Raw genomic sequence first — 16,090 nt, 5'->3', positions numbered from 1 at the left:
ACTTGGCGGATTGTCAAAATACAGCCAAGGGGCAATCCCATATAAACCGATGAAACGAGTGCAATGGTCCGCCCGCTCTCAGTATGAAGTTTCCACCATGACACACCTCGATAGCCGCGGCCTGTCTCTCTCGACCATGTCCGACCGTGCGGCCAAGTACTACCGGGAAGGAGTGGACCTGCTCCTTTCGGCCTGGCCCGGCGCCGCCGAGACCTTGGACGAGGCCATCGCCGCCGATCCGGATTTCGCTCTCGCCCACGCGGCGCGCGCGCGCCTGCACGCCATCCGGTCCGAACTGGCAAAGGCCCGGGCACGGATCGCGTCGGCGGAAGCGATCGTCGCCCAGCGTGGAACCGAGCGGGAGCGGAGCCACGTGGAAATCCTGTCGCTTGCCATCAATGGCCAGTCGGCAAAAGCACTGGAACAGGCACTCGCACATGCCGAGATCTGGCCGCGGGATGTCCTGATCCTCTCTTTGCCTCTTGGCGCCTTTGGTCTCTTCGCCTTCTCCGGGATGGCGGATCATGATCAGGCGCGCGTGGATCTCTGCGAACGCCATGCCGGGCACTTCGACGCCGACGACTGGTGGTTTCTCACCTACCGGGGCTGGGCTCATGCCGAGAACGGCAACGTCGCGCATGGCCGTGCGCTTGCGCAGCGCGGTTACGATCTGCGAACCAACAATGCGAACGCGGCGCACGCACTCTCGCACGCCATGTACGAGGGCGGTGCGCATGACGAGGCGGAGCAGCTGATCGCCAACTGGCTGCCTGGCTACGATCGAACCGGGACTCTCCATGGTCATATCGCCTGGCACTCGGCCCTGGGCGCCCTGGAGCGGGGTGATCCGGAACGGGCGCTTGCGATCTACGCAGATTACATCCAGCCGTCGGTTTCCGCCGGGATGCCGGTCAATGTGGTCAGCGATACTGCCTCCTTCCTGTGGCGGCTGAAAGCCTATGGTCACACCGTGCCGGCAGGGCTTTGGGAGGCGGCAGCGGGCTACTCAAGGAGATACTTCCAGAATGCCGGCTTCGCTTTCGCAGATATCCATATGGCCATCATTGCAGCGGCCACTGGTGACAGGGCGGCGGTTGAGCAACGCGTAGCGGCTCTGACGGGCCTGATCGAGGCTGGAAGTCTGGCTGCCGGGCCGGTGGTCCCGGCAATCTGCCGCGCCGCTTTGGCCTTTGCGGAGGAGAATTATGCGGGCTGTACCCGCATCCTCGAGCCGGTCGCTGCCGAGGTCGTGCGCATCGGCGGCAGCGGCGCCCAGCGCGAGATGATCGAGGATATGCTTCTTCTCGCCCTGATGCGGAGTGGCGAGGCCGTGAAGGCTCGTGCGCTTCTCGACCACCGCCTGCACCGCCGCCCGTCGCCACGCGACACACGCTGGCATGCTCTGCTCGCAGCCTGAGGATTCCCATGTCACATGTTGATGCCAACACAGCGACCGCACTCGCGCCCGCGATCCGGTCCGGCAATGCCGATGTCTTGAGACTCGCGATCGCGCAGGCTCTCGCTGGGGCGAACTCGGCGGTGGTGTATGCAACCGGCGCCATCGTCGGCAACATCCTCGCTCCTAGCAAGGCGCTGGCCACGCTGCCGATCTCTATCTTCGTTGTCGGAATGGCGGCATGTACCCTACCGGCGGGCGTCATCGCCCGGCAGTACGGCCGCCGTGCCGCGTTCCTGACCGGGACAGGCTGCGGCGTGCTCGTCGGGTTGCTCGCCGCCCTGGCGATCGTGCTGGGCTCGTTCTGGCTGTTCTGCTTAGGCACATTTTTCGGCGGAGCCTACGCGGCCGTGGTCCTCTCGTTTCGCTTTGCGGCCGCAGATTGCGTCCCGCCGGCGCGACGCCCGCGAGCACTATCCGCCGTCATGGCAGGTGGTGTATTTGCCGGAGTGATTGGTCCTCAGCTCGTCACCTACACGATGGACCTGTGGCAGCCCTATATGTTCGCGGCGACGTTCCTGGCGCAGGCAGCCGTTGCTGTCATATGCGCCCTCGTTCTGCTCGGGGTTCATGTTCCGATGCCCACGGCGGCGGAGGTGGCTGGAGGCCGCCCGCTCGGGAATATCGTGCGCCAGCCCCGCTTCATCACCGCGGTGATCTGCGGGGTCGTCTCCTACACGCTCATGAACTTCATCATGACGGCCGCGCCCTTGGCGATGCGCCTGTGCGGCCTGTCGCAGGAATCGTCCAATCTGGGTCTGCAATGGCACATCATCGCCATGTACGGCCCGGGCTTCTTCACCGGGCGGCTGATCACGCGCTTCGGCGCGCCTCGCGTGGTGACCGCCGGACTGGCGCTGACCGCCGTTTCCGCCGTCATCGGGCTGACGGGGGTGGATGTGGCGCATTTCTGGCTGACCTTGATCCTGCTCGGCCTCGGCTGGAACTTCGGCTTCGTGGGCGCCTCTGCGCTCGTGCTCGAGTGCCACCGGCCCGAAGAACGGACTCGGGTGCAGTCGCTCAACGACTTCCTGGTATTCGGGACGATGGCCGCGGGCTCCTTCTCGTCCGGCAGCCTGTTGACAGCTTACGGCTGGGATACGGTCCTCTGGGTATCGTTCCTCCCCCTCGCAGTGGCGCTCGCGGCTCTGGCCATAACGGCATCGTCACGCCCGGGCCGCGCGGCCGGCTGACCATTATGGGAAGGTTCATGCTCATGTTTCATGGCAGATCGCGCGGCATCGGCCTCCAGAGCGTCTGAGCGTGTCGTTAGGCGACCTCAGGTCGCCATGCGATGACGCCCTGCGTGCGTGCACGGACCTCAGGCGAGGCAAGACAGGTCGCGACCGCCTCGTAACCGGGCGCGCCGGGATAGGGGGCGACCTGGATCGGGGGGCTGTGGTTGGCGGGGCAGTAGAGGATCGCCTCGTCCGGGCCCGCAGCCGCCAGATCCAGGATGGCGCAAGACCGTGTGAGCAGGAACAGGGGCGGCTTGCTGCCTCCACTCCCACGCAGATAGGCCATCAGGGCCTCTTGAGTGACCTGATCCAGCCCTTGTTCCACCATATCGATAATGAAGGCGGACCGGCCCTCAGCTTCCAATTCGACCAGGAGGGAGACTAAGGCATCAGAGATCGTGGCGCCGTCTTCGGCAAGCCACGTCCGGATTTGGTCTATCCTGGCCTTGAGGTTCGGATCGGCGTCGAGCTGCGCCCGGGCCTTGGCACCATTTTCTACGCGCTCCAGACCGAGGAAGGTGGCACCGGGAAGCGTCTCGGCAATACGATGAGCCAGCCGTGTCTTGCCGCTCCCCAGAGGGCCCGTGATGTAAGTCAGAGGCCGGATATCACGCAGTTCGAACCGTTCGCCACCCCAGGGCCAGGGCAGGTCGAAGGCGACGCTGAGATCGGCGGAGATCCTTAACTCCGTGAGTTCTCCAGCCGTGGGCAGGAGGCCCTGGGCAAGGTCGGCTCGAAGGCGGCAAACCTTTTCGATGACGCCGGTCGTCTCACGGACCTGCTCCTCGAGTCTTACTTGGTGTGCGGCCAGGGCAGGCTCCAGATCCTGAGCATCGCCGCCCAGAACGCGCCCCACCTGGGCGAGGCTGAGGCCGAGCGCACGCAGGGCTGCGATCTCGGCGGCTCGGGCCATCTCACCGGGACCATAGGCTCGCCACCCGGCTGCCGAGCGGGTTGGGATCAGCAAACCGCGCTGCTCATAGAGCCGGAGAGCCTTGGTGGAGACGCCGAGCCGTTTGGCCGCTTCGGACGGGCTGAGAAATGGGGTGGAAGAGCTCACGACGCACCTCGGTTTTGTTGGTCGCTCCTCTTATCGGGGCGGCCCCAAGGGCCAGGTCAAGAGGGTGTTCGCACTTCGTCGGTCTTCTCGCGCTTGCTGCGAGACGGAGCGACTGGCCCCATGAACGTGGCCCGATGAACGGTCTTCCGCCTCAACACGGAACCGGAAAGGTCTCGTGATGGAGCAAAGCGGACAACTCTACACAACGGTTCTTGGGCTCTTTCTGACCCATAGGAGCCCTACGCCCGAATATGGCCTGTTCGACGATGTGGCTTTCCGAGAGCCCATATCACTCCATCAGGTCATGCGCTCGTCGCGACTTGATCTCGGCAATCCGTTTCGTATCGCCGGCTTGCAGGTAGCGACCACGTTCGAGGATCTCGAGTGTGTATTCCTCGTAGGTCAGACCCAAATCCGCTGCCTTGTGTGCCCTTCTGATGGCGATCTCCATCGGGATTGCCTTCCAGGCGTCCCGGTGTGCCGCCTTCCACGAGAAATAGGTGCCAATGGGGCCTTCACCCCACTCGGGCAGAAGGTCGTCGAGCGGTGGGCCACCGTTGTGGCCTTGAGCAGCAGGAGATGCCTTTTGTGACATTGCGATGGCCCTAAAAACAGTCGCGCGCACCTGGAGCGGCACCCAAGGCGAAGGAGCCTAGGTCCGAAGGCGCGGTCATACGTGCTGGATTCACGGGATAGCTTCGCCCGGGTCGGCGCGCCTATCCAGCTTCAGTTGCAGGAACGCCAGATCGAGCCAGTCTCCGAACTTGGTGCCGGCCTCCTTCAAATGTCCGACGCTCTCGAAGCCGAGTTTGTGGTGCAGCCTGATCGATGCTTCGTTGCGGGCCTCGATCCCGGCCACCATGACGTGCTTGCCCATGGAGCGGGCCCGGTCGATGAGCTCCGCCAACAACGCTCTGCCGATGCCGCCGCCGCGCTGGTCCCTGCGGACGTAGACCGAGTGCTCGACCGTATACCGATAGCCATCCCAGGCGCGCCAATCGCCGAAGGAGGCATAGCCCAGTATGGCTCCCGCATCGTCCACTGCCACCAGGACCGGGTAGCCCTGACAATGTCGGTCGGCCAGCCACGCGGCCCGATTGGCCACATCGACTGTGACCTCGTTCCAGATAGCGGTCGTATTCGCGACGGCATCGTTGTAGATGGCTACGATCCCATCGATGTCTTTCACGTCGGCGTCTCTGACGAGCATAGCGCTTGTTCCTCTCGTCCTGTCTACTATAATAAGATGTATGTCTACCAAATTAGACAATCTGGATCAACGCATCGGGGCTCGCATACGGACCGAGCGGGAGGCCCGTAGATGGTCTCTCAGCGACTTGGCCGAAAAATCGGGTGTATCGCGGGCGATGATCCATAAGATCGAGCGTGGTGACAGCTCACCAACGGCCACGCTGCTTGCGCGGTTGTCCGGGGCCTTCAGCCTGAGCATGTCGACGCTGATGGCCCGGGCGGAGATGCAGGAGGGGCGTCTTTTGCGCCGGACGGATCAGCCGGTCTGGACCGATCCGCAATCCGGATATGTGCGTCGGCACGTCTCGCCGCGGTCGGATCTGCCGCTGGATCTCGTGCATGTCGAGCTTCCGCCAGGAGCCGAGATCCCGATGCCGGCTTCCGCCTATGCGTTCATGAGGCAGTTGATCTGGGTCTTGAGCGGCTCGCTCGTCTTTCTCGAAGGCTCAACCCGCCACGAGATGGAGGAAGGGGATTGTCTGGAGTTGGGGCCTCCAAGCGACTGCGTATTCAAGAATGAGAGCGCTGCGCCCTGCACCTACGCTGTTGCGGTCCTGAGCAATTCGTAGGCGACCTAGGCGCCGCGCTACTGCTTGTGCCCGTCTATTCTCGTCCTGCCGAAACGGTCAGCTCAAGAACGTCAGCTTCGGCCAGCGCGTGGACCAATCCTTGCGGGCAAGGCGCTCGCGATAAACATCCATCTTTCCGAAGAAGGACGGTGTCGGCCGGACGATCAGGCCAAGAAGATCCTCGATCCCATGGGGAGCGATGATGTCGACATGATCGCCGGCCAGGCGGGCCGCGATGGCGGTTGCGGTTTCGGGCCAGCGGGCGATGGCACCGGCCGTGTCGCGATAAGGCGCATCGCCGTTGCGCAGGTGCATGCGTGCCTGGTTCTTCACTTGCCAGCGATGATCCGGGCAAAGGCGTTGAAGATGGGCCTGAAGGGCGTCATCTCGCTCGGCGCCGATCTCCGTTCGATCGAGAAACACTACGTCCACGTCGTCGAGGGAGGCGAGGTCGAAAGGCCGTCCGTGCAGCGCATCCCAGACGGCGTTACGCACGAAGCCTGCACCGATCCAGCTGTCCGGCAGGTCGAGGGAGGCCACGATAAACAGAAGCCCACGCATCGCCGCGTGGGCTTCGATCAGATCCGTGATGTCCGGGAGGCCGCGCACGAAAGGAGCGCTGCCCGCGCCGTCAGAGGCGGGAATTGCCCTGCCGCGCGACCTGATTGGTGTTGTCGATGGCAAGAGCGCGCTGGAAGCTCTCGGCAGCTTGGCTCTTGTTGCCCTGCTTCTCGAAGGCGACGCCGCGCCAGGCCCAGGAATCGGCGTCACGGGCATTCACGTTGAGAGCGGCGTTGAAGTCCTCGATCGCCTTGTCGAACTGCCCCATGGCGATGAGGCTCTGGCCCCGGGCGGCGTAGGGCGCGGCGACGAAGGGATTGCGGTCGATCGTGGCGTCGAAGTCAAGGACGGCCTGCTGGTGCATGCCCTGGCGCTGATAAAGCAGGCCGCGGGCATGGAGAGCCTCGGCGGATTCAGGAAGCAGCCGGATCGCGGCATTCAGATCGTTGAGAGCGTCCTGGTACTGATTCTGGGCGCGCAGAAGGTTGCCACGGCCGATATAGGCCGGGCCGTAATTGGGATCAGCCTGGATCGCACGGGTGAAGTCGGCCAGCGCCTGGTCGTTGCGGCCCGTCTGCCGAAGGGCGAGGGCGCGGTTGGCATAGGCCGGGGCATTGTTCGGATCGAGCTGAACCGCCTTGGTGAAGTCCGTCATGGCGTCGCTGTAGCGGCCGACCCGGGCATAGGCGGCGCCGCGGGTATTGTATGCGCCCGGATCGCCTGGGTTGCGCTCGATCACGTCCGACAGAGAGGCGATGTTCACCTTGCTCGTGCCTTGGGTGTCTTCCTCCACGACGGCGATGCGCCGGGTGACGCCGCTGGTGGTCTCGCAGGCGGCGAGGCCAAGGGCGACAAGGGTCAGGGTCAGGGGCGCAAAGCGGCGAATCGATGGGGCGAGCACCTTCGTCTCCAGCTCGTGAAAGGGGGATAGGTTCACCCTAACCGGTAAACCTTAACAGCCATGAAATAAAGCAGCCTGAACGGGGAGGGTGGCTCCGAAATGCAATCGGCGCCCGGTCTTTGCAGACGGGCGCCGTTCACAATCGAAAGGCCAAAATTATAAAGCTCTGGGAAGAGCTTAGCGGGCCGGACGGCCCGGAGCGGCAGTGCGCGGCTTCGAAGGCAGGAGGCCTTCGCGCTGCATACGCTTACGGATCAGCTTGCGGGCGCGACGAACGGCCTCGGCCTTTTCACGGGCCTTCTTCTCAGACGGCTTCTCGTAATGACCGCGAAGCTTCATCTCGCGAAAGATGCCCTCACGCTGCATCTTCTTCTTGAGAGCGCGGAGCGCCTGATCGACGTTGTTATCCCGGACAAGAACCTGCACGCGAATTCCTCGTATTGATCCGTTTCGATTGTGACAAAAAGAAATGAGGCGCGTCCTGCGCACCTCGATCTGACCGGCGTGACTACCAGAAGGCACCCAGATTGTCCAGGCATCTTCACGAGAAAAGCACCGACCAATGCCGACAACGGCTCAGCCAGGAAAAGGTTTCAGTCGCTTTCGGGGTAGACGCGAGTCACATGTCCCATCTTGCGGCCAGGCCGGGCCTCGGCCTTGCCGTAGAGATGGAGATGGGCTCCTGGCTCGGCCAGAACCTGCTCCCAGGCATGCGCGTCGTCGCCGATCAGATTCTGCATCTCGACCCGGCCCAGGCGGCCCGTCGCGCCGAGGGGCCAGCCGCAGATGGCCCGGACATGCTGCTCGAATTGCGACGTCACCGCGCCGCCAAGGGTCCAATGGCCGGAATTGTGCACTCGCGGCGCAATCTCGTTGACGACAAGACGCTCGCCATCCTCGCCGGTCAGCAGGAACAGCTCGACGGCAAGGACCCCGACGTAATCGAGAGCCTCGGCGATCGACCGGGCAATCTCGAAGGCCGCCTCCTCGGTCCCGCGGGAGACGCCGGCCGGAATCCGGGTCGTCGCCAGAATGTGGTGGCGATGCTCGTTGGCGCAGAGATCGTAGGCTGCGAAGGCGCCTGCAGCCGTCCGGGCCGCGACGACCGAAACCTCGCGCTCGAAGGGAACGAAGCCTTCCAGGATGGCTGGCGCCCTGCCGATCGCCGCGAACGCCTCCGCCGGATCCGTATCGGGCCGGATCATGACCTGGCCCTTGCCGTCATAGCCGAAGCGGCGGGTCTTGAGCACGGCGGGACGGCCGATCCGCTCCAGGGCGCCGACGAGATCCGTCTCGCCCGCGACAGCCGCGAAGGGGGCTGTCGCGATGCCCAGCTCCGCCACGAAGGTTTTTTCCATCAGCCGGTCCTGCGACACGGCGAGGGCATGCGCATTCGGAGCGAGGGGGGCATGGGCGCCCAGGATAGCCGCCGTCGCGGCCGGGACATTCTCGAACTCGTAGGTGACGACGTCCACCGCCTTGGCGAAGCGCACGAGGGCTGCCTCGTCCTCGTAAGCCGCAACCGTATGCTCTGCAGCTACGTCGAAGGCGGGACTGTTCCGCTCCGGCGCGTAGATATGGGTGCGAAGTCCCAGATCCGCGGCCGCCATGGCCATCATGCGGCCGAGCTGGCCGCCACCGAGAATGCCGAGGGTGCTGCCGGGGCGAATCATGTCCTCTCAGCCTTCGCTGACGGGCCGCTCGGCCACGCTTTCGCTTTGCCTGTCGCGCCAGGCATCCAGCCGTTTCGCCAGGTTCTTATCGTGCAGTGCAAGAACCGCCGCGGCAAGAAGGGCGGCATTGACAGCGCCGGCTCGCCCGATCGCGAGCGTACCCACCGGAATGCCGGCCGGCATCTGCACGATGGAGAGGAGGCTGTCCTGCCCGGACAGGGCCTTGGACTCCACCGGCACGCCGAAGACCGGAAGCGGGGTCATGGATGCCGTCATGCCGGGAAGATGTGCAGCGCCGCCGGCGCCCGCGATGATCACCTGAAAGCCGGCCGCTTTCGCGCCCTTGGCGAAGGAGACGAGCCTGTCAGGCGTGCGGTGAGCGGACACGATGCGTGCGTCGTAAGGGATCTCGAGGAGATCAAGGGTTTCGGCGGCGTGCCGCATGGTGGCCCAGTCGGATTGACTGCCCATGATGATGGCAACGGGGGTTCCTGCCATGGTCCGGCTCCGGCTCTGGCCAACTGCGTCACGGCGGGCATAGCGAAGCCTTCATGGCCAAGCAAGGGCCATGCGTAGAGCCGCCTGCCTTTCAGGCGATGATGTCGGGGGTGATCTGATCCTCGATCTGGATGATCCGATCCTTGAGGACCAGCTTGCGCTTCTTCAGGCGCTGCACCTGAAGCTGATCTCCGGCGATCATCTGTTCGAGGGCTTCGATCGCCATGTCCAGGTCGCGATGCTCCTGCTTGAGGCGCGCGAGGTCCGCTTCGAGTTCAGCCAGATCATGCATCGAAAAACCCAGATGGCACGTCGCCTTAAGCGGGTGCGAGAAGCCAAAATTATGCGCTCCGGGCGGGTCGAGAGCAAGATGCAACCGGGCCGTGCCCAGGCCGTTCCTTCGCCGCAATGCAGCATGCTTTGCCTTCGACTCGCCATTTTCTCTGTGTCACACTCCTGTCGTCAGATGTCGAACAGGAGGTTGCTGATATGCCGCTGCAGAATCATCTTGTGGAGCTCGAACGGAGGCATCAGGCGCTTGAGCGCGAGATTCAGGATGCTCTCAATCACCCGTCCATGGATGACACGAAGCTGGCGGAGCTGAAGCGCAAGAAACTTCAGCTCAAGGATCAGATTTCCCGCCTCAGAAGCTCTCACGCGATGGTGCACTGATCACACCATCCTCTCCTCATTCCCCACCAAGAGCTGTCGCCATCCGTCAGGGATGCGGCAGCTTTTTTATTGGATCTCACAGAAATGTCCTGATGCCGTCGACGATAAGCTTGGCGCCTACCAGGACCAGAAGAAGATAAACGAGGGTGTAGAACCGTTCACCGGAGGTCCGGCGCACGAGCAGGACCCCGAGCCACGTGGAAACCACCGCGACCGGAAAGAGGGCGGCGGCGGTTGTGAGATTTTCGTGGGTGAACTGGCCCAGAGCCAGATAGGGCGGCACCTTGATCCAGTTGATGAGCGCGAAGCAGATCGCTCCCGTTCCGACGAAGATGTCGCGCGGCAGGCGCTGCGGCATCACATAGATCTGGAACGGCGGCCCGCCCGCATGGGCGACCATGCTGGTGAAGCCGATCACGGTGCCCCAGAACAGCCCGTGCGGAACATCCGCCTTGGTCGGGTCTGGCGGCATCGCGCGCCGCTCGACGATCAGCCTGCGAACGGCGAATGCGATCGAAATGACGCCGACCGCAAGCGTGACCGCTGCATCCGAGACCCTGGCCGCCAGGAGATAGCCCGAGACGATGCCGACGATGCTGCTTGGGATGAGGATCGCGAGATTGCGGCGGTCCCAGTAGCGCCGATAGGCCCAGACGGTCACCACATCCTGAATGATCAGGATCGGCAGCATGATGGCCGCCGATTGCACCGGCGAAACGACGAGCGCCATGAGCGGCAGCGACAGGAGACCGAGTCCCGAAAAGCCGCCTTTCGACAAACCCATCAGGACGACCGCCGGTACAGCCGCGACATAAAACGAGAGATCGGTGATCATGGCCAACTCGCCGAAAGTCGCCGCTGACCGCAGCGTTTTCGCCTGCTACCACGGCAGGGCTTGGAAGTCTCATGCGGTGAACACATTGGGGTAATGCCATGACAACGACCCGGATGACCTCGAGCCAGGAGACATCGAACCAGAATGGATCGGGTCGGAGCCGCTACCACGACGCCTACGGACGCTGGCAATCCGACCCGGAATGGTTCTGGGAGGAGGCTGCCCGCGAGATCGATTGGTCGAAGGCAGCGGAGAGGATTTTCGACCCGGCGCAAGGCGTCTATGGACGCTGGTTCGTGGGAGCGGAATGCAACGCCTGTTACAATGCCGTCGACCGCCATGTGGAGCGCGGCCGCGCGGGTCAGGCGGCGCTGATCTACGACAGCCCTGTCACCGGGACGATCCGGACCTTCACCTATCACGAGCTGCGGGACGAGGTCGCCACGCTGGCGGCCGTATTGCAGGAGATGGGCGTCTCCAAGGGAGACCGAGTGATCCTCTACATGCCCATGATCCCGGAAGCCGTCTTCGCCATGCTGGCCTGCGCTCGCATCGGAGCCGTACATTCCGTCGTGTTCGGCGGATTTGCCGCGCGCGAGCTCGCGACCCGGCTGGAGGATGCCACGCCCAAGCTCGTGCTCTCCGCCTCCTGCGGTGTCGAGGGCGCCCGTGTGGTGCCCTACAAGCCGCTCCTCGACGAGGCGATCGCGTTGAGCGCTCATAAGCCGCAAGCCTGCCTGATCCATCAGCGCCCGCAGGCGCAGGCCGTGCTCGTGAAGGACCGGGACCACGATTGGCAAGCGGCCGTCGCCACGGCGCGTGAGGCCGGGCGGAAGGCACCCTGCGTGGCCGTTGCCGCGACCGATCCGCTCTACATTCTCTACACCTCGGGGACGACAGGCCGGCCGAAGGGGGTTCTGCGCGACACGGGCGGCTATATGGTCGCGCTCAAATGGTCCATGAAGAATCTCTATGGGGTCGATCCGGGCGAGGTCTATTTCTGCGCCTCTGACGTGGGCTGGGTGGTCGGCCATTCCTACATCGTGTACGGCCCGCTCCTGCATGGATGCACATCTATTCTCTACGAAGGCAAGCCGGTCGGCACGCCGGATGCCGGTGCCTTCTGGCGCGTCATCGCGGAGCACAAGGCCGTGGTGCTGTTCACAGCACCGACGGCCTTCCGGGCGATCAAGAAGGAAGACCCGAACGCGACGCATCTTCAGAACTACGATCTGTCGAGCTTCAGGGCCCTGTTCCTGGCGGGCGAGCGCGCCGATCCGGACACGGTGCAATGGGCCGAGCGGATCCTCGGTGTGCCCGTCATCGACCATTGGTGGCAGACCGAATCCGGCTGGCCGATCGCCGGAAATCCGCTCGGCCTCGGCGCCCTGCCGGTCAAGTACGGTTCGCCGACCGTCCCCATGCCGGGCTATGACGTGCAGGTTCTCGATGAGGGAGGGCGGCAGCTTCCCGCGGACACGATGGGATCGATCGCCATCAAACTGCCATTGCCGCCCGGCTGCCTACCGACCCTGTGGCATGCGGATGAGCGCTTCCGCGACGCCTATCTCGTCACCTATCCCGGCTACTACAACACCTCGGATGCCGGCTTCATCGATGGCGACGGCTACGTCTACATCATGGGCCGTACGGACGACATCATCAATGTGGCCGGCCACCGGCTCTCCACCGGCGGCATGGAGGAGGTGCTGGCCTCCCATCCGGCAGTCGCGGAATGTGCCGTGATCGGCGTGCGCGATTCCCTGAAAGGGGAGGTCCCCTGCGGTTTCGTGGTGCTGAAATCCGGAGTCGGACAATCGCCGGCGGTCGTCGAGACGGAACTGGTCGGGCTGGTGCGGGAAAAGATCGGTCCCGTGGCCGCCTTCAAGATCGCCATCACGGTCGGGCGGCTGCCGAAGACGCGCTCCGGCAAGATCCTTCGCGGGACCATGAAGAAGATCGCCGATGGCGAGACATGGACAATGCCGGCCACCATCGACGATCCGGCGATCCTCGGCGAAATCGGAGAGGCGCTTCGGAAGCGGGGATTGGGGGAGTAGCCGGGATGAAGTCCTCACGCGATGCCAACATGAAGGCTCAGCCCGTGACGCAGCCGACTTCAACGGGGGAGGCGGCATTCGAGGCGATGTTGAAGCAGGTTCTCTCCGACGAGGAAGCCCGCATGCACCGCGCCGCGAAGGAACAGCGCATGAGCGCGCTCAACCGTGCCGTCGAGGCGAAAGAGACTTTCGAGCGTGGCCGCGAGCGGCTTCGCAAGCCGCTCAAACGCAAGGCCAAGCGAGCGGCGGAGAAGTCCCGGCTCAAATGAAAAGGCCCGGATCGCTCCGGGCCCTGAAACCTTATTCTTCGTCTTCGTCGTCGGAGCGCTTGAGCTGCTTGAGCTTGGCGAAGACCGAGTTCACGTCGATCTCTTCCTCCTTGGCCGGCTTCGGCCGGCTCATGTCGGCGAAGGGCTCCTCGCGCTCCGGCTCTGCCGTCGAGATCTCCGCCGGCATCAGGGTACCGCCGCCCTCATGGGACACCACGGCATGCGGCCGGTCCTTGGCAGCGCGCTGGACTTCGAAGTCGAGGTCGATCTGCGAGCAGAGGCCGAGGGTCACCGGATCCATGGGCGAGAGGCTCGCCGAGTTCCAGTGGGTGCGATCGCGGACCTGCTGGATCGTGGTCTTGGTGGTGCCGACGAGGCGCATGATCTGCGCATCCTTCAGCTCGGGATGGTTGCGCACGAGCCAGAGAATGGCGTTTGGGCGGTCATGGCGCCGGGAGACCGGGGTATAGCGCGGTCCCTTCTTGATGCGCTTCTGCTCGGGCAGCTTCACCCGGGTCTCGGCCATCTTGAGCCGGTAGTTTGGATCATTCTGCGCCTTCTCGATCTCTTCCCGGGTCAGCTGACCGGTGGTGATGGGATCGAGCCCCTTGATCCCGGTTGCCACCTCACCGTCCGCGATCCCCTTCACTTCGAGCGGGTGGAGTTTGCAGAAATCGGCGATCTGGTCGAACGACAGGGAGGTATTCTCGACAAGCCACACGGCTGTCGCCTTCGGCATCAGCGGTCCCTGGGACATGGGCTAAACTCCTTCAGGCCGGGCGCCGGCTCATCGGCGCCGCGCGGCAAAACTCTCCTGCGCTCCGTCCCGGCTGGGCCGGAGCGATCTCGTCTCACGATGTGAGGGAAACAAGGTGATTATAGGGAACCCGTCCTCATGTTTCAATTCTAAAGGGTGAGAACGATCTTGCCGATATGATCGCCGGCATCCATGCGGGCATGGGCCTGGGCGACCTCCTCCAGGGGAAACGTCGAATCCATCACCGGTCTGACGCCGCCCTGCGCCAGCAACGGCAGGACGTTCTCCTCGAGCGCGCGGGCGATCTCCGCCTTCTCGGCCACGGAGCGGGGACGCAGGGTCGAGCCGGTGTGGATCAGGCGCTTGACCATGAGCAGGCGGAAATCCACCTCCGCTCTGCTGCTTTTCAGAAAGGCGATCTGAACGATTCGTCCGTCGCGGGCAGCGGCCTCGTAATTGCGGGGAATGTAGTCGCCGCCCACCATGTCGAGAATCACGTTCGCGCCCCGGCTTCCCGTGGCTTCCTTTACGGCGGCGACGAAGTCGGTCTCCCGGTAATTGATGGCGAAGTCGGCGCCCAGGGCACGGCATGCATCGCATTTCTCGGCTGTTCCGGCGGTCACGATCACCCTTGCCCCGAAGGCCTTCGCCAGCTGAATCGCCGTGGTGCCGATGCCGGAGGAGCCGCCATGGATCAGAAGGGTCTCGCCAGGCTGCAATCCGCCGCGCTGGAAGACGTTGGTCCAGACCGTGAAATAGGTCTCCGGGACGGCGCTGGCCTCCTCCATGGACAGGTTAGCCGGTACCGGCAGGGCATTGGTCTCGTGGGCGATCGCATAATCCGCGTAGCCGCCGCCCGGGACGAGGGCCATGACCCTGGCCCCCAGCGGGTAGCGGGTCGCATGCGGGCCCGCCGCGACAATCACGCCGGCGATCTCCAGGCCGAGGATGTCCGGCGCTCCCGGCGGAGGCGGATAAGAGCCCTGACGCTGGGCGACATCGGGGCGATTCACGCCGGCGGCCGCGACGCGCACGAGAATTTCTCCCTCACCGGGGCGGGGAACCGGGCGCTCGACGATCTTCAGCACATCGGGGCCTCCGGCGCCTTCGGCAACGACTGCTCTCATCGTGTCGGAAATGGTCGTGTCAGAAATTGCCCCCATTCGGTCCTCCTTCCGTCAAAGGTTGATGGATATAGGTCAAGATTGGCAAGCCGTGCACTGCGCACTACCCTTATGGCAGCGTGAGGAAGGAGGATGTCATGGCTTTCGATCCCTTCGACGAGGAAACCCGGCTCCGTCCGACGGGTCATGAATTCGGCCAGGATCTTTCGAAGCTGTCCATCGATGAAATCGACGATCGCATCGCGATGCTGGAGCGGGAGATCTCACGCCTGCAGGAAGCCAGGCGCGGCAAGGAGAATTCGCTGGCGGCCGCCAGCGCCTTCTTCAAGCTCGGCTCCTCGTGAGCGCATGCTTAACCGGGTATTAAGGTTTCTTGGAAGATAATCGAAGGCATCCAGTCCTCCCTCTGGATACGGAGTGGCTCCTGTCCACTCCATTTGACGCCTCCCTGTGATGACTTGAGCCGCTCCGGCGGCTCTATTTTTGAGTGCTCATTCTGCTCTTAACCTTAAGAAACGGTTAGCAGAGCATCGAACAAAGAGCCGCTCTATAGTGTTTTCTGCTATGACGTTGACGTCTCGGGCCGCAATGGGGCCGGGGACCAGTGCCTATGGGAGATGGCCAGTGAGCGAACCCGAAGTGATCAAGCTTGGCACCGAAACCGTCCCGTTCGGGCACAGCTTCGTCCATTCGGACGCCTTCAAGGCCCTGTTCCAGGAGGGAATGGAACTCGTCGAGGACACGGCCAGCTATCTCGACGGCCAGGGGCGGACGGATTCCAAACTTCTCCCGCGCGAGGGCGTCATTGCCTATGCAGCCGAGAGCATGCGCCTGACGACGCGGCTGATGCAGATTGCCTCATGGCTGCTCCTGCAGCGAGCAGTCGCCGAGGGCGAACTCTCCCTCGATCAGATCCAGCTGGAAAAAAATCGGGTGCATCTGACGCAGCAGGACACGATCACGACGATCGAGGATTACGAGGCGCTGCCGACACGTCTGAAGGAACTGATCGGCCTCGCCACAAGGGTCCACGCGCGTATCCTGCATCTCGAGCGGCTCATGAGCGAGCCGGAGACGGCGCCCGCGGCGCCCCGGCCCAATCCGGTCGCTGCCCAGCAGCGGTTGCTGGAACAGGCCTTCAGCGCCCGTTAGGAAGTCTCCCCACC

General features: G+C 63.8%; 20 protein-coding genes. 8 read left to right on the top strand and 12 right to left on the bottom strand.

Going from position 1 to position 16,090, the window contains the following annotated elements:
- Nucleotides 1-97: 97 nt before the first annotated feature.
- Together K9B37_RS13730 and K9B37_RS13725 are read left to right on the top strand one after the other, a co-directional pair.
- Nucleotides 98-1,417: a tetratricopeptide repeat protein gene (locus tag K9B37_RS13730; protein WP_224313685.1), complete on the top strand. Its 1,320-nt coding sequence runs from the start codon at nucleotides 98-100 to the stop codon at nucleotides 1,415-1,417.
- Between the two features lie 8 nt (nucleotides 1,418-1,425).
- Complete coding sequence (locus K9B37_RS13725; protein WP_224313684.1) at nucleotides 1,426-2,649, top strand: MFS transporter; 1,224 nt, start codon at nucleotides 1,426-1,428, stop codon at nucleotides 2,647-2,649.
- Nucleotides 2,650-2,725: 76 nt separating this feature from the next.
- Here the strand turns inward: K9B37_RS13725 and K9B37_RS13720 are convergent, their stop codons facing one another.
- From K9B37_RS13720 to K9B37_RS13710, 3 genes are all read right to left on the bottom strand, one after another.
- Nucleotides 2,726-3,754, bottom strand: a complete 1,029-nt coding sequence (locus K9B37_RS13720; RefSeq protein WP_224313682.1) for a MerR family transcriptional regulator — start codon at nucleotides 3,752-3,754, stop codon at nucleotides 2,726-2,728.
- A 289-nt stretch (nucleotides 3,755-4,043) separates the two neighbouring features.
- Nucleotides 4,044-4,349: a hypothetical protein gene (locus K9B37_RS13715; RefSeq protein WP_224313680.1), complete on the bottom strand. Its 306-nt coding sequence runs from the start codon at nucleotides 4,347-4,349 to the stop codon at nucleotides 4,044-4,046.
- A gap of 90 nt (nucleotides 4,350-4,439) precedes the next feature.
- Nucleotides 4,440-4,964: a GNAT family N-acetyltransferase gene (locus tag K9B37_RS13710; protein ID WP_224313678.1), complete on the bottom strand. Its 525-nt coding sequence runs from the start codon at nucleotides 4,962-4,964 to the stop codon at nucleotides 4,440-4,442.
- 40 nt (nucleotides 4,965-5,004) lie between these two features.
- On the opposite strand from K9B37_RS13710, the gene K9B37_RS13705 reads away from it, so the two are divergent.
- The gene (locus tag K9B37_RS13705; protein WP_224313675.1) at nucleotides 5,005-5,574 is read left to right on the top strand and encodes a helix-turn-helix domain-containing protein; all 570 of its coding nucleotides are present in this window, start codon (nucleotides 5,005-5,007) and stop codon (nucleotides 5,572-5,574) included.
- 57 nt (nucleotides 5,575-5,631) lie between these two features.
- Here K9B37_RS13705 and K9B37_RS13700 read toward each other — a convergent pair whose 3' ends face one another.
- The 6 genes from K9B37_RS13700 to K9B37_RS13675 all read right to left on the bottom strand — a co-directional run bounded on the left by K9B37_RS13700 (nucleotide 5,632) and on the right by K9B37_RS13675 (nucleotide 9,499).
- Nucleotides 5,632-6,183 carry a nucleotidyltransferase family protein gene (locus tag K9B37_RS13700; protein ID WP_224313673.1) on the bottom strand — a complete coding sequence of 184 codons (552 nt, stop codon included), beginning with the start codon at nucleotides 6,181-6,183 and terminating at the stop codon, nucleotides 5,632-5,634.
- Nucleotides 6,184-6,205: 22 nt separating this feature from the next.
- A complete protein-coding gene (locus K9B37_RS13695; protein ID WP_224313672.1) occupies nucleotides 6,206-7,036 on the bottom strand; it encodes a tetratricopeptide repeat protein in 831 nt (276 codons plus the stop codon).
- 177 nt (nucleotides 7,037-7,213) lie between these two features.
- Nucleotides 7,214-7,462 (bottom strand): 30S ribosomal protein S21, encoded by a 249-nt coding sequence (rpsU, locus tag K9B37_RS13690; RefSeq protein WP_224313670.1) that lies wholly within the window; start codon nucleotides 7,460-7,462, stop codon nucleotides 7,214-7,216.
- A 167-nt stretch (nucleotides 7,463-7,629) separates the two neighbouring features.
- Nucleotides 7,630-8,709 carry a 5-(carboxyamino)imidazole ribonucleotide synthase gene (locus K9B37_RS13685; RefSeq protein ID WP_224313668.1) on the bottom strand — a complete coding sequence of 360 codons (1,080 nt, stop codon included), beginning with the start codon at nucleotides 8,707-8,709 and terminating at the stop codon, nucleotides 7,630-7,632.
- A gap of 6 nt (nucleotides 8,710-8,715) precedes the next feature.
- On the bottom strand, nucleotides 8,716-9,207 hold the full coding sequence (purE, locus tag K9B37_RS13680) for a 5-(carboxyamino)imidazole ribonucleotide mutase (RefSeq protein WP_224313666.1): 492 nt from the start codon (nucleotides 9,205-9,207) through the stop codon (nucleotides 8,716-8,718).
- Between the two features lie 91 nt (nucleotides 9,208-9,298).
- Nucleotides 9,299-9,499, bottom strand: a complete 201-nt coding sequence (locus K9B37_RS13675) for a YdcH family protein (protein WP_224313664.1) — start codon at nucleotides 9,497-9,499, stop codon at nucleotides 9,299-9,301.
- Nucleotides 9,500-9,696: 197 nt separating this feature from the next.
- On the opposite strand from K9B37_RS13675, the gene K9B37_RS13670 reads away from it, so the two are divergent.
- A complete protein-coding gene (locus K9B37_RS13670) occupies nucleotides 9,697-9,879 on the top strand; it encodes a YdcH family protein (RefSeq protein WP_224313662.1) in 183 nt (60 codons plus the stop codon).
- A 76-nt stretch (nucleotides 9,880-9,955) separates the two neighbouring features.
- On the opposite strand, the gene K9B37_RS13665 is transcribed toward K9B37_RS13670, so the two are convergent.
- The gene (locus K9B37_RS13665; protein ID WP_224313660.1) at nucleotides 9,956-10,714 is read right to left on the bottom strand and encodes a sulfite exporter TauE/SafE family protein; all 759 of its coding nucleotides are present in this window, start codon (nucleotides 10,712-10,714) and stop codon (nucleotides 9,956-9,958) included.
- A gap of 98 nt (nucleotides 10,715-10,812) precedes the next feature.
- On the opposite strand from K9B37_RS13665, the gene K9B37_RS13660 reads away from it, so the two are divergent.
- Together K9B37_RS13660 and K9B37_RS13655 are read left to right on the top strand one after the other, a co-directional pair.
- Nucleotides 10,813-12,774 carry a propionyl-CoA synthetase gene (locus tag K9B37_RS13660; protein WP_224313659.1) on the top strand — a complete coding sequence of 654 codons (1,962 nt, stop codon included), beginning with the start codon at nucleotides 10,813-10,815 and terminating at the stop codon, nucleotides 12,772-12,774.
- Nucleotides 12,775-12,779: 5 nt separating this feature from the next.
- Entirely contained in the window at nucleotides 12,780-13,043 is a 264-nt protein-coding gene (locus K9B37_RS13655) for a hypothetical protein (protein ID WP_224313658.1), read from the top strand.
- Between the two features lie 31 nt (nucleotides 13,044-13,074).
- Here the strand turns inward: K9B37_RS13655 and K9B37_RS13650 are convergent, their stop codons facing one another.
- Both K9B37_RS13650 and K9B37_RS13645 read right to left on the bottom strand, forming a co-directional pair.
- Nucleotides 13,075-13,800 (bottom strand): DUF1013 domain-containing protein, encoded by a 726-nt coding sequence (locus tag K9B37_RS13650; protein ID WP_224313656.1) that lies wholly within the window; start codon nucleotides 13,798-13,800, stop codon nucleotides 13,075-13,077.
- A 149-nt stretch (nucleotides 13,801-13,949) separates the two neighbouring features.
- Nucleotides 13,950-14,963 carry an NAD(P)H-quinone oxidoreductase gene (locus tag K9B37_RS13645; RefSeq protein WP_439651725.1) on the bottom strand — a complete coding sequence of 338 codons (1,014 nt, stop codon included), beginning with the start codon at nucleotides 14,961-14,963 and terminating at the stop codon, nucleotides 13,950-13,952.
- Between the two features lie 98 nt (nucleotides 14,964-15,061).
- Between K9B37_RS13645 and K9B37_RS13640 the strand changes: the two genes are divergently transcribed.
- Nucleotides 15,062-15,268 carry a DUF1192 domain-containing protein gene (locus K9B37_RS13640; protein ID WP_224313654.1) on the top strand — a complete coding sequence of 69 codons (207 nt, stop codon included), beginning with the start codon at nucleotides 15,062-15,064 and terminating at the stop codon, nucleotides 15,266-15,268.
- 280 nt (nucleotides 15,269-15,548) lie between these two features.
- Nucleotides 15,549-16,076: a protease adaptor protein RcdA gene (rcdA, locus tag K9B37_RS13635; protein ID WP_224313652.1), complete on the top strand. Its 528-nt coding sequence runs from the start codon at nucleotides 15,549-15,551 to the stop codon at nucleotides 16,074-16,076.
- The last annotated feature ends 14 nt before the right edge of the window (nucleotides 16,077-16,090 follow it).

Source organism: Microvirga puerhi, assembly GCF_020089865.1.
Lineage (GTDB): Bacteria > Pseudomonadota > Alphaproteobacteria > Rhizobiales > Beijerinckiaceae > Microvirga > Microvirga puerhi.
The sequence above is the reverse complement of the archived record's forward strand: the minus strand, read 5'-3'. Positions and strand labels throughout refer to the sequence as shown.